Consider the following 12,428-nt stretch of genomic DNA (forward strand, 5'->3'; position numbering starts at 1 on the left):
ATGTTCAGAGCCTTCCGTTCGGAGGTGGAGGCGGCGGTCGAATCGGCGCTGTCCGCCCTCGACCTCCCGACCGACGACCTCGGGGTCGAAGAGCCCCCGGAGGATATGCCGGCGACGCTGGCGTCGAGCGTCGCGTTCCGCCTGGCCGGCGAGGTCGGCGCGCCCCCGCCGGCCGTCGCCGAGGACGTCGCCAGCGAGATCGACCCCGACGGCTACGAGTACGTCGACCGCGTCGACACGCAGGGCCCGTACGTGAACTTCTACGTCTCCGAGGCCTACTACGCCGACGCCCTCGACGCCGGCCGGGACGCCGGCTACGGCGAACTCCCCGCGACGGGCAAGTCCGTCGTCGTCGAGCACACGAGCGCAAACCCGACCGGCCCGGTCCACGTCGGCCGCGCGCGGAACCCCATCTTCGGCGACGCCGTCGCCCGCCTCCTCGAATACGCCGGCAACGACGTCGAGACGCACTACTACGTCAACGACGCGGGCCGACAGGTCGCGGTGTTCACCTGGGCCTACGAGACCTTCGACGAGTCGGATCTGCCCGACCCCGAGCGCGACCGCGCGGACTACGATCTGGTGCGCTACTACCGGAAGGGCAACGACTTCCTCGAATCCGCCGACGACGAGGCGGTCGCCGAGGCCGAAGCGGAGATCGCCGAGATTATGCAGGGCCTCGAAGCGGGCGACGAGGCGACCTTCGAGCGCGTCGCGACCGTCGTCGATCAGGTGCTCTCGGGGATGCGGACCTCCCTGGAGCGCCTCCCCGCGGAGTTCGACCGGTTCGTCAAGGAGACGGAGTTCATCCGGAACGGCGACGCCGACGAGGTCGTCACGCGGCTGAAAGACTCCGATGCGGCCGTCTACGAGGAGGACGCCTGGCAGTTGGACCTCTCGGAGTACGGCATCGAGAAGAACCTCGTCTTCCTCCGCTCGGACGACACCACCCTCTACACCACCCGCGACCTCGCCCACCACGAGTGGAAGTTCGACAACTACGACGAGGCCGTGACGGTCCTGGGCGAGGACCACAAGCTCCAGGCCGAACAGCTGGAGGCCGCCCTCGACGTGCTGGGCAACGAGACGGACAAGCTCAGACAGACGTTCTACTCGTGGGTGAACCTCCCGGAGGGCGGGATGTCGACCCGCGAGGGCACGGGCGTCGACCTCGACGACCTGCTCGACGAGTCGGTCCGCCGCGCCCGCGAGGAGGTCGAAGACCGCCTCGACACCCGGATCCGCAACGACGACCTGAGCGAGGACGACATCGACCGCATCGCCCGCCAGGTCGGGATCGGCGCGGTCCGCTACGACATCGTCTCCAAGCAGCCAACGAAGGGGATCACCTTCGAGTGGGAGCGCGCGCTGGACTTCGAGGCGCAGTCGGCGCCGTACGTCCAGTACGTCCACGCGCGGTGCTGCGGGATCGAGAGCGAGGCGGCCGAGGCCGGGATCGAGCCCGCCGCCGACGTCTCGGTCCTCACGACCGACGCCGAGCGCGCGCTCATCGAAGAGATCGCGCGCTTCCCCGCGGTGATCGAGCGCGCGGCCGACGACCTCGAACCGCACGTCGTCGCGACGTTCGCCCGCGATTTCGCGGAGACGTTCAACACCTTCTACCGCGAGTGCTCGGTGCTCAACGCCGACGACGAGGCGGTCTCGGCCGCGCGGCTCGGACTCGTCGAGGCGGCGCGCCACACCGTCGCGAACGCCCTCGACGTCCTCGGAATCGAAGCGCCCGAGTCGATGTGAGTCGGTCGGCCCTCCGCTGAGGCCGAGCGGCTCGGATCCGGGACGGCGCTTACAGGAACGGGAGCGCGATCGGGCCGACGGTCCCCGCCACCAGCGAGCCGCCGACGACGAACACCGCCGCGGCCCCGGCGCCCAGCGCCAGCAGTAGGAACAGGACGAGCCACCAGAAGGGAACGCGCGAATCTTTCTCTGCCATACCGACGACTCACCGCACCCGAATAAAAGAAGGTCCCGCTTCGGGCCGCACAGCGGGCGCCCGGGGAAGGGGCACGCCCGACCGCCTCATAGTGATTACTCTCACTGTTTCCCGCCGAACGCCACCCCCGGTGACGGCGTTCAGTGGGAAGAGACGAGAGTAATCACTATCAGCCGAAGAAGCGACCGAAGAGCCCTCGTCCGTTCTCGTCGTCTTCCTCGCTCTCGTCGCTCTCGTCGCCGTTCTCGCCGTCTCCGGTATCGGCGGTGTCGCCGTTCGCGGCCGATCGGGTCGACGACGCGGCCGAGTCGCTCGTCGAGGCGACTTCGTCCGCATCTCCCTCGGAATCGGTGCCGTCGGCGTCCGCGTCACCCTCGGAGTCCTCGTCCGCCAGCGACGTCGTGTACACGCCGCTGTCCGGGTCGTCTGCGACGGCGCCCTCGCGGCCAGCGTCGAGTTCGTCGGGGTCCGCGGGCTCGACCAGCGGCTCGTCCGACGGGGGCGCTTCGGCGTCGTCGACCGCCGCGGGCGACTCGGCCGCGTCGGGAGCGGCGTCCGATGCTGATTCCGAGTCCGGCTCGGAGTCGGCCGCGGCGGCCGTCTCCTCCTCGTCGGGGTCGACCGCGTCAGGATCGAGATCGGCCTCGTGGGAGCCGGCAACGACGATGTCGTCACCGTCCTCGGAGACGTACTCCGCCAGCGCGTCCTCGGGGGAGTCCTCGTCGGTCTCGCCATCGGTCTCGCTGTCGAGATCGATGTCGACGTCGGGGCTGGGGGCGTCGACCGAGACGTCCTCGTCCGGCGCGTCGGATTCCGGCTCCGCGGCGTCCGATTCCGCGGCGTCTGACGCGACGGCGTCCGACTCAGCGACGGTGCCGGCGCCGGCGCCGGCGTCGGCGTCGGCGTCGATCTCCTCGTCCGTGACAGTCGCCGCGAGCGTGCGGAACGCCGCCGCGGCGTCGCTGCCGGGCGCGAAGGTGGTCAGCGGCTCGCCGGCCGCCGCGGCCTGCCCGATCTCGGCGGCGTCGGGGACCGTCCCGAGGATGTCGGCGTCGAGGTGTGCGGCCACCACCTCCGAGTCCGCGTCCGCCGGCGCGGCGCGGGTGAGGACCGCGCCCGCGACGGGGATGTCGAGGCGGTCGGCCACCTGGCGCGTCTTGTCGGTGTCGCCGAGGGCGTCCCGGGTCGGCGTCGACACCAGGATCGCCTCGTCGACGTGGGTGAGCGGGACGACGGTGTCGTTGCTCAGCCCCGCTCCCGTGTCGAGGATGACGTACTCGTAGCGCTCGCGAAGCGCCGCCAGGACCGACTCCATCCCCTCGGGATCGGCGCGGGAGAAGGCGTCGAGGTCCGGCGAGCCGGGGACGACGGCCATCCCGTGCGGCCCCTCGTGGATCGCCTCTTCGACGTCTGCGCCGGCGGATTCCGACCCGCCCGCGCCGTCCGAATCGCCCGGCGCTCCGCCGTCGTCCGCCAGGACGTCGTGGAGCGTCACGTCGCCGAGGGAGACGCCGAGCGCGCTCGCGAGGTTCGCCATTCCGAGGTCCCCGTCGACGACGGCCACGTCCGACCCCGCGGCGGCGAGCACCGCCGCGAGGTTCGCCGCCGTCGTCGTCTTGCCGACCCCCCCTTTCGCGCTGACGACTGCGTATACACGGCCCATAGTCCTGTCTGAGACTCCCACGTCGGGGATATAAATCTGTCCGGGGAATGCGCCGCCGCGGCGGGGGCCGACGCCGCGACGGTCCGGCCGCGAGGGGGTCGCCGCCGGACACGCCCGTAGTCGCAGGTTACTTACCCGCCGGCCGGGCTAGTACTGGTAATGAGTACCGACGCCGAAGAAGTAAACGAAGACCGCCGGAAGTACGAATTTCGGAAGGTCATCGAGGAACTCAAAGACTACGAGGGTTCCGGCACGCAGCTCGTCACGATCTATATCCCCGAGGACAAGCAGATCTCCGACGTCGTCGCCCACGTCACCCAGGAGCACTCCGAGGCCTCCAACATCAAGTCCAAGCAGACCAGAACGAACGTCCAGGACGCGCTCACGTCGATCAAGGACCGCCTGCGCTACTACGACACCTACCCGCCGGAGAACGGCACCGTCATCTTCTCCGGCGCGGTCGACGCCGGCGGCGGCCAGACCGACATGGTGACCCGGGTGCTCGACAGCCCGCCCGAGCCGATCCAGTCGTTCCGCTACCACTGCGACTCGAACTTCCTCACAGAGCCCCTAGAGGAGATGCTGACCGACAAGGGCCTCTTCGGCCTGATCGTCCTCGACCGCCGCGAGGCCAACGTCGGCTGGCTGAAGGGCAAGCGCGTTGAGCCCGTCAAGTCCGCGTCGTCGCTGGTCCCCGGCAAGCAGCGGAAGGGCGGTCAGTCCGCCCAGCGGTTCGCCCGCCTGCGCCTGGAGGCCATCGACAACTTCTACCAGGAGGTCGCGGGGATGGCCAACGACCTGATGGTCGCCAAGCGCCACGAGATCGACGGCATCCTGGTCGGCGGCCCCTCGCCGACGAAAGACGAGTTCCTCGACGGCGACTACCTCCACCACGAGCTCCAGGACCTCGTCGCCGGGAAGTTCGACGTCTCCTACACCGACGAGTCCGGCCTCTACGACCTCGTCGACGCCGCCCAGGACGTCCTCGCCGACCAGGAGGTGATGAAGGACAAGGCCCAGATGGAGGAGTTCTTCAAACAGCTCCACAACGGCGAGAAGGCCACCTACGGGTTCGGGCCGACGCGCAAGAACCTGATGATGGGCGCGGTCGATCGCCTCCTCCTCTCGGAGGACCTCCGCTCCGACGTCGTCGTCTACGAGTGTCCGAACGGCCACGAGCAGTACGAGGTGGTCGATCAGCGTCACGACGATCCCGGCCACGTCTGTACCGAGTGCGGCGAGGAGGCCGAGAAGACCGACCGTGACGACGTGATCGAGCACCTGATGGAGATCGCCGAGCAGCGCGGCACCGAGACCAAGTTCATCTCCACGGACTTCGAGAAGGGCGAGCAGCTGTACGACGCCTTCGGCGGCGTCGCCGGGATCCTGCGGTACTCGACCGGCGTCTAGACACGGCACCTTTTGCGCTGCGGACCGGCGATGCCGGTCCTCGGCAAAAGCTGCACCAAAAGCACATCGTCACCCCCTCAGCGCGGCGGAGCCGCGCTTCGAGGGTTCCTCGGCCCGCTCGCTCACTGCGTTCGCTCGCGGTGCAGCGGTGTACCGTACTTCCGGCTTCGGCCCCCTCGCCACCGACAGTCTCCAGTCGATCCCACCGCTCAGTACCCGAGCAGCGACTCCAACTGCTGGCGGCGACGCCCCAGATCGGCGTGCGGGTCGACGTCGCTGTCGGCGGCGAGTCGGTCCAGCGTCAGGAACACGTCGGCGCCGCCGCGCTCGGCGTGGTCGACGAGCGCCTGAATCGCCGCCCGGTTCGTCGCGAGCGCGTCGAGCAGGCCGAGGAGGAGCACGACCGCGACGCTGCCGTCGCCGTCGGGGATGGCGTCCGGGAGGTCGGCGGCGTCGTGGTGGATCTCGGGGGCCGGATCTGTATCGGCATTCACGTCGGCGTCCGCATCCACGTCGGCGTCGCCAAGCGCGACCGTCCGGAGACAGCGCGGGCAACTCCCGACGACGGCGGCGTCCTCGGGGGCGAACTCCCGCAGGGCCGGCGGGACCTCGACGGAGACGAGCGTGCGGTCGCAGTCGGGGCAGCGAGCGGCCATACTGTGGCTACGCCGCCGGGGAGAAATACGCTGTCGGTCGGCGAGCGGAGCGCGTCCGGGCGACGACAGCGACGGCGAGCCGGCCCCGGATCGGTATCCCTATTCGCGGGGCGGTCGTAGCCGCGGTCGAGAATGGCATCTGACGCCCGCTCGCTTGAGGACCCGCGGACGCACCTCCGCGCGCTCGGGGGCGCACTCGTCGTCGTCGTGCTCGTGGTGCTGCTGGCGTCGGTCGCGGTGTCGCTCGGCTACCCGCTCATCGACGCGGCCGGTATCGCCCGCGACGGCGCCCTGGGGCTGGCGCTCCGCAGCGCGTTCCAGTTCGTCGGCTTCGGCGTCGCCGGCGTCGGCTACCTCGTCGTCACCGACCAGACGGACCTGGTCACGGTGCGGTTCCCGACCCGCGCGGACGCGAAGTGGCTCGCGGGCGGCTTCGTCGCGCTGCTCGGACTCTACCTCGCGGTCTCGGGCGTCCTCACGGCGCTCGGGATCGAGGGCGCCGAGAGCACCATCGTGATGCAGGGCAGCGACCAGCCGGTCTACTTCCTCTATCTGATCCCGGTGACGATCCTGCTGGTCGGGCCGATGGAGGAGCTGATCTTCCGGGGGATCGTCCAGGGGCTGTTCCGACGGGCCTACGGCCCCGCCGTCGCCGTCGCGGCCGCGAGCGCGGTGTTCGCGGCGGTCCACCTGACGTCCTACTCGGGGGAGGGCCTCCTGGCGACGCTCGCGACGGTCCTCGTGCTCGGGGGCGTCCTCGGGATCGTCTACGAGAAGTGCCGGAACCTCGTGGTGCCCGCGGTGGTCCACGGGCTCTTCAACACGGTGCAGTTCCTCGCCGTCTACGCGACGACCACCGGAGTCGTCAGCGGCTGGTGAGCGGTCGCGGAAGCGACGTTCGGTCGCCTCAGGCCGGGTTCTTCCGCGCCAGTTCGGTGCCGCAGATGGGACAGCGGTCGCGGTTCTCCTCGAACTCGCGGCCACACCCCTGACACTGGAAGGTCCACTCGCGCTTCTCGGAGATGCCCTCGCGGGCGATGATCTTCACCGCGACGTCGACGTGGTCGGCGACGTTCTGCATCGCGTAGTCGTCGGTGACGAGCGTGGCGTCGAGCTCGAACGCGGCCGCGAGCAGGCGGACGTCGGTCTCCGAGAGCGTATCGGAGTCTCCGGTCTCGCGGGCCGCGCGCTGGATCTTCTCGACGGTCCCTGCCGCGGGGATGTGGACGTGCATTCCGGACCCCTCGTCGGCGTCGTAGCGGTAGGAGGCCTCGCCTTCCAGTTCCTCCCGGACCATCGGAATGGACGCGATGTCGTCTGTGGTGTGGTACTCGTGGATGAACGCCGAAGAATCGAGAACCTGCATCTGAGCTGATCTCCGTTCGCCTGCGTTACTGTTGGACCACGACGCAGTCGTCGACGCTCTTGACGCGCGAGACTGGGATGCTGAACTTCTCTTCGCCGTCGTCTTGGGTCGTCTCGAAGCGGTGCTGGTCGATGCTGACGTCGTCGAACGGCGACACGAAGAGGTCGCCGATCGCGCCCGTCTTGAGATCCATCTGGATGTTGTGGAGGACGCCGATGTACGTCCCGTTCGAGGTCATCACTTCCTTCCCGGAGAGGTTCTCCGCGAGTTCGTCCGGCATACCCCAGGATACTGCGCACGCCTACATAAACTCCACGGGGGCGTCTGACGGAATCTCCGGGCACATCGGCATCTACGCGTCGAAACCGCCCGCGCGTTCGGTCGCCGACGTCCCGGACACGATGGACTTAACTACAGTCCAGCAGTCACCTATAGGCAAGGAACTTCTCCGGGGTGATTCTCTATGTCTGACACCGACGCCGTCGAGGGGGCCGAAGCCGACGAAGCGGACGGACTGCGGACGCCGATCGTCGCCGTGCTCGGTCACGTCGACCACGGCAAGACGACGCTCTTGGATACGATCCGCGGCTCCGCCGTGAGCGAGGGTGAAGCCGGCGCGATCACCCAGCACATCGGCGCGACCGCCGTTCCGTTGGAGACGGTCTCGGAGATGGCGGGCGACCTAGTCGATCCGACCGACTTCGACCTTCCCGGGCTCCTCTTCATCGACACGCCCGGCCACCACTCGTTCACGACGCTGCGCTCCCGCGGCGGGGCGCTCGCCGACATCGCGGTCGTCGTCGTCGACGTCAACGACGGCTTCCAGCCGCAGACGATCGAGGCGCTGGAGATCCTCCAGCGCACCGGCACGCCGTTCGTCGTCGCCGCCAACAAGATCGACACCACCCCGGGCTGGAACCCCAACGACGGCGCGCCCATCCAGGCCACCTACGAACAGCAGTCCGAGGGCGCCCGGGGCCGCCTCGACGAGAACCTCTATGAGATCATCGGCGATCTCTCCGACGAGGGCTTTTCGGCCGACCTCTACTGGCGCGTCCAGAACTTCACGAAGAACGTCGGCGTCGTGCCCCTCTCGGCGATCACGAGCGAGGGCGTCCCGGACCTGCTTGCGGTCCTGATGGGCCTCTCCCAGCGGTACATGAAAGAGCAGATGGCCATCGACGTCACCGGCCCCGGCGCGGGGACGGTCCTGGAGGTGAAAGACGAGCGGGGGTTCGGCGCGACCGTCGACGTCGTCCTCTACGACGGGAGCATCCGCGCGGACGACGAGATCGTCGTCGGCGGCGTCGACGGCCCGATCGTCACCGAGGTCCGGGCCCTCCTCCAGCCCCGACCGAACGCCGAGATCCGCGTCGAAAAGCGGTTCGACAAGGTCGACGAGGTGCGCGCGGCGGCGGGGATCAAGGTCGCCGCGCCCGAACTCGACGACGCGATGGCGGGCGCCCCGATCCGGGTGATCCGCGACCGCGACAGAGCGGACGTGATCGAGGAGGTCGAGGCCGAACTCGCGGAGATCCAGGTCTCGACCGAGGAGGAGGGCGTCGTCGTCAAGGCCGACACGCTCGGCAGCCTGGAGGCGATGGCGAACGCCCTGCGCGAGGTCGAGATCCCCATCCTCCGCGCGGAGGTGGGCGACATCGCGCCCCGCGACGTCGCGGTCGCCTCGACCGCCAACGAGACGAAGCACAAGGCGATCCTCGGCTTCAACGTCGACGTCCTCTCGAACGCCGAGGACGAACTCGACGAGAGCGACGTGACGCTGTTCGCCGACGACGTCATCTACCAGCTCGTCGAGGAGTACGAGGAGTTCGTCGACGAACTCGAACGCGCCCAACAGGAGACCGTCCTCGACAAGATCGTCCGGCCGTGTCGCTTCCGCATCCTCGAAGACCACGTCTTCCGACAGTCGGACCCCGCGGTCGTCGGCGTCGAGGTGCTCTCGGGCACGCTGAAGAACAACCAACGGGTCGTGAAGTGGGAGGGCAACGAACCCACCCGCGTCGGCCAGCTCTCGGGGATCCAAGAGCAGGGCGAGGACGTCTCGGAGGCGCGCTCGGGGACGCGCGTGTCGGTCGCCATCGACGGGCCCACCGTGGGCCGCCAGATCGAGGAGGGCGACGAGCTGTGGATCGAGCTCCCCGAGAAGCACGCGAAGATCCTCGAACAGGAGCTGTCGGACGACATCCCCGCCGACGAGCTGGAGGCGCTGACGGGCTACCTCGACAAACACCGAAAGCGCGACCCGTTCTGGGGCAAATAGCGACTCTGACCGCGGGCGAAGCTACCGCGCCGTCGGCGTGAGGCCGTCGCCGACGGTATTCATCACCTGGAAGGCGGCGGAGGCGGCGAGGCCGCGGGCCACCTCGTCGCGGTCCTCGTCTGTGAGCCCCGATTCGAGGTCTTCCTCGTCGGGGGTAAAGCCCGCGCTGACCGGGCGACCCGCGGGGGGACGGACGGCGACGGTCGCCTGCGGGCCGTTGGCGCCGTAGGTGAGCTCGGAACCGACCGCGTAGCCCTCGGGCAGATACGCCTCCGTCCGCGAGACGATGCCGGCGACGGCGCTGCGGAGCCGGCGTACCTGCGCTGACGAGAGGTCGACGTCCTCGGGCTTGCCCGCGTCCACGACGCCGGGCGCGCCCGCGTACGGATTGTTTCCGTTCATCGGATGAATAGTCCCGGGTAGGGGGACACGCCGTATAAAAGCGTCGCAACCCCCAATACGTTCGTCGTCCGATCCCGCGGGCGTCGGTCGACCCTCAGAAGATCGGCTCGCTGTCGCCGTACACCGCGAGGGTGACCGCCGTGGTGTAGCCCTCCCCGTCGGCGTCGGCGGTCGTCACCGTCACCTGCTCGTCGACGAACTCCCACTCGCGGAGGTCGCGCCCGGATGCGAGCCCGACGACGACGCTCCGGCGGACGGCCGCGGGGTCCTCGCCGGCGGCCTCGTAGAAGAGCCCCGGACCGGGACCGGTCGCCCAGCCGAGCGCCGCCGAGACGGTGCCGACGCCGCCGGTCGTCGCGCGGGCCTCGACGACGGTGAGCCGCTCGCCGGCGGGGCCGAGGTCGGGCGCGGTGCCGACCTCCTCGACGGTGGCGTCGGCGGGGACGACAGAGGAGACGGGGACCAGATTGTAGTTGTGGACGTTCGCGTCCGCGAGGGCGGCGTCGTAGGAGGCCATCTTCGTGGCCGCATCGCCCACGCCGCGGACGACTCGGATGGTGTTCATACCCGAAGGCAACGCCGCGGAGAATAAGCGGTTACGATCCGGACTCCCGGAGATCGGCGAGAGCGGGCCCGGGACCGATGGGCCGGCGAGCCGGCAGAGCTCAGTACTGGTAGGTCGTCGGACCCGGAATGGTCGTCTGCTCGTCGGCGTCCTCGATCTTCTCGTAGGCGTCGTCGAAGTCCTCGCGGCGGATCTCGGTGCGGCCGTCGCGGATGGCGAACATCCCCGCCTCGGTCGCCAGCGCGGCGATGTCGGCGCCGGAGTAGTCCTCCAGCGACGCCGCGATCTCGCCGAAGTCGACGTCGTCGGCGACGTTCATCTCGCGGGTGTGGATCCGGAGGATGTGCTCGCGGCCCTCGACGTCGGGCTTGGGGACCTCGATGAGGCGGTCGAAGCGCCCCGGCCGGAGGATCGCCTCGTCGAGCATATCGAAGCGGTTCGTCGCGGCCATAATCCGGACCTCACCGCGCTCCTCGAAGCCGTCCATCTCCGAGAGCAGCTGCATCATCGTCCGCTGGACCTCCGCGTCGCCGGAGGTCTTCGAGTCCGTCCGCTTCGAGGCGACGGCGTCGATCTCGTCGATGAAGATCACCGCGGGCTCGCGCTCGGCCGCGAGGTCGAAGAGGTCCCGGACCAGCCGCGAGCCCTCGCCGATGAACTTCCGGACGAGCTCGGAGCCAGCCATCTTGATGAACGTCGCGTCGGTCTCGTTGGCGACGGCCTTCGCAAGCATCGTCTTGCCCGTGCCCGGAGGGCCGTACAGCAGGACGCCGGAGGGCGGGTCGACGCCGACTTCCTCGAACATCTCGGGGCTCTTCAGCGGGTCCTCGACGGCCTCGCGGACCTCCCGCACCTGGTCGTCGATGCCGCCGATGTCCTCGTAGGCCACCTCGGGCGAGTCGTCGATCTCCATCGCCTGCGCGCGGGAGTCGGTCTCGTCGTCGAGGATCTGCTGGATGGCGAAGGAGTCGTTGATCGCGACGCGGTCGCCGGCCTCCAGTTCGGAGTCCAGGTGCGGCGACGCCTCAGTGAGGACCTCCTGATTGTTGCCGTGCTGTTTGATCACGACGCCGTCGTCTGTCAGTTCCTCGACGGTCGCGAGGTACAGCGAGGAGGTCTTCAGCGTCTCGTTGCGGCGCTTGAGCTTCTCGACTTCCTCCCGCAGTTCCTCCTGGCGGTCGGTCGCCTCCGAGAGGCGTTCGTCGAGCTCGTCGTTGACCGAGACGAGGCGCTCGTAGTGCTGGCGGATGGCCGCGAGGCGTTCGGCTTCCGACATCTCTGGATCCAGGTCCAGACGCGGCCGGTCTGGGAGCGACGGACTCCGGGACATCAGTTAGCCGCACTTGGAGGTGGGCGTAAATGTGCTTTTGGGTACGCCCGGTTCCTGTCGGTTCTTAAGTGCTCCCACCGTTCGTCCCCCGATTTTCGCGGACCCGCCTGCGGGAGGAACCGCGCAGATCCGCGGTGCTCGCACCCTACTCTTCGAGCCGCTCGCGCTGGTAATCGCCGTCGTAGACGCCCGCGTGGTCCGCCTCCGCGAGGACGAGCTGGGCCACGCGCGCGCCGCGTTCGAGCCGGACCGGGTGGTGGACCTGCAACAGCCCCTCGCCACGGCCCTCGTAGCCCGCGTCCCAGACGGCCGTGTTGAGCATACACGAATTCCGCATCAGCGTCGAGCGCGGGTAGAGGAAGCCGACGTGACCGTCGGGGATCGCGATCGTCTCCGCGTACTGGAGGATGTAGCCGCCGGGGTCGAGCGCGAAGACGTCCGCGCCCGAGACGACGTCGTCGTCCGCGTCGACGTCGCCGGCGTCGACGGGCGAGATCGACTCGCGCGCGCCGACGGTCTTGCCCTCCCGACCGACGTAGCCGGGAGCGGCGGGTTCGAGGACGTCGCCGAGGGTGAGGTCGACGCCGTTCGGCTGTACCTGGTCGTCGGTGACGGGGTCGATGTGCTCGGCGACGAAAGAGCCGGAGCGGAACATACCGGTGTGGGTGCGACCCGTCCGCAAAACCGTTCCGTCTCGTGATGTGGAACGAATCCCGGTCCCGCCCGTCGGCGACTCCGTCGAATCCCGGAGGGCGGAACCGAAACCCCACCACTGCGGTACTGTCTGTTCGTATCGAATTAGGA

At 69.1% G+C, this 12,428-nt stretch carries 13 protein-coding genes; 4 read left to right on the forward strand and 9 right to left on the reverse strand.

Translation table 11 applies throughout. From position 1 onward, the window contains the following. On the forward strand, positions 1–1,755 hold the full coding sequence (argS, locus tag OS889_RS00005) for an arginine--tRNA ligase (RefSeq protein WP_372386431.1): 1,755 nt from the start codon (positions 1–3) through the stop codon (positions 1,753–1,755). A gap of 49 nt (positions 1,756–1,804) precedes the next feature. Here argS and OS889_RS00010 read toward each other — a convergent pair whose 3' ends face one another. Both OS889_RS00010 and OS889_RS00015 read right to left on the reverse strand, forming a co-directional pair. Continuing rightward, positions 1,805–1,951, reverse strand: a complete 147-nt coding sequence (locus OS889_RS00010; protein ID WP_372386432.1) for a hypothetical protein — start codon at positions 1,949–1,951, stop codon at positions 1,805–1,807. Between the two features lie 169 nt (positions 1,952–2,120). Beyond that, positions 2,121–3,614 carry a nucleotide-binding protein gene (locus OS889_RS00015; protein WP_372386433.1) on the reverse strand — a complete coding sequence of 498 codons (1,494 nt, stop codon included), beginning with the start codon at positions 3,612–3,614 and terminating at the stop codon, positions 2,121–2,123. Between the two features lie 159 nt (positions 3,615–3,773). Between OS889_RS00015 and prf1 the strand changes: the two genes are divergently transcribed. Continuing rightward, entirely contained in the window at positions 3,774–5,024 is a 1,251-nt protein-coding gene (gene prf1 / locus OS889_RS00020) for a peptide chain release factor aRF-1 (protein WP_372386434.1), read from the forward strand. Positions 5,025–5,233: 209 nt separating this feature from the next. Here prf1 and OS889_RS00025 read toward each other — a convergent pair whose 3' ends face one another. Beyond that, the gene (locus OS889_RS00025) at positions 5,234–5,680 is read right to left on the reverse strand and encodes a DUF6276 family protein (RefSeq protein WP_372386435.1); all 447 of its coding nucleotides are present in this window, start codon (positions 5,678–5,680) and stop codon (positions 5,234–5,236) included. 132 nt (positions 5,681–5,812) lie between these two features. Here OS889_RS00025 and OS889_RS00030 point away from each other — a divergent pair, with 132 nt between their 5' ends. Further along, complete coding sequence (locus OS889_RS00030; protein ID WP_372386436.1) at positions 5,813–6,559, forward strand: CPBP family intramembrane glutamic endopeptidase; 747 nt, start codon at positions 5,813–5,815, stop codon at positions 6,557–6,559. 28 nt (positions 6,560–6,587) lie between these two features. Here OS889_RS00030 and OS889_RS00035 read toward each other — a convergent pair whose 3' ends face one another. Together OS889_RS00035 and OS889_RS00040 are read right to left on the reverse strand one after the other, a co-directional pair. Further along, on the reverse strand, positions 6,588–7,046 hold the full coding sequence (locus OS889_RS00035) for an NOB1 family endonuclease (protein WP_372386437.1): 459 nt from the start codon (positions 7,044–7,046) through the stop codon (positions 6,588–6,590). A 25-nt stretch (positions 7,047–7,071) separates the two neighbouring features. Further along, entirely contained in the window at positions 7,072–7,326 is a 255-nt protein-coding gene (locus OS889_RS00040) for a PRC-barrel domain-containing protein (protein ID WP_372386438.1), read from the reverse strand. Between the two features lie 183 nt (positions 7,327–7,509). On the opposite strand from OS889_RS00040, the gene infB reads away from it, so the two are divergent. Further along, entirely contained in the window at positions 7,510–9,327 is a 1,818-nt protein-coding gene (infB, locus tag OS889_RS00045) for a translation initiation factor IF-2 (RefSeq protein WP_372386439.1), read from the forward strand. Between the two features lie 21 nt (positions 9,328–9,348). Here the strand turns inward: infB and OS889_RS00050 are convergent, their stop codons facing one another. The 4 genes from OS889_RS00050 to OS889_RS00065 all read right to left on the reverse strand — a co-directional run bounded on the left by OS889_RS00050 (position 9,349) and on the right by OS889_RS00065 (position 12,279). Next, positions 9,349–9,729, reverse strand: a complete 381-nt coding sequence (locus OS889_RS00050; RefSeq protein WP_372386440.1) for a DUF5811 family protein — start codon at positions 9,727–9,729, stop codon at positions 9,349–9,351. A gap of 94 nt (positions 9,730–9,823) precedes the next feature. Then, positions 9,824–10,294, reverse strand: a complete 471-nt coding sequence (locus tag OS889_RS00055; RefSeq protein ID WP_372386441.1) for a pyruvoyl-dependent arginine decarboxylase — start codon at positions 10,292–10,294, stop codon at positions 9,824–9,826. 100 nt (positions 10,295–10,394) lie between these two features. Then, positions 10,395–11,624, reverse strand: coding sequence for a proteasome-activating nucleotidase Pan2 (pan2, locus tag OS889_RS00060; protein WP_372386442.1), 1,230 nt, complete (start codon positions 11,622–11,624; stop codon positions 10,395–10,397). Between the two features lie 145 nt (positions 11,625–11,769). Further along, positions 11,770–12,279 carry a deoxyuridine 5'-triphosphate nucleotidohydrolase gene (locus OS889_RS00065; protein ID WP_372386443.1) on the reverse strand — a complete coding sequence of 170 codons (510 nt, stop codon included), beginning with the start codon at positions 12,277–12,279 and terminating at the stop codon, positions 11,770–11,772. Between the last annotated feature and the right edge of the window lie 149 nt (positions 12,280–12,428).

The sequence above is a fragment of the Halobellus sp. MBLA0158 genome (assembly GCF_041477585.1).
GTDB lineage: Archaea > Halobacteriota > Halobacteria > Halobacteriales > Haloferacaceae > Haloquadratum > Haloquadratum rubicundus.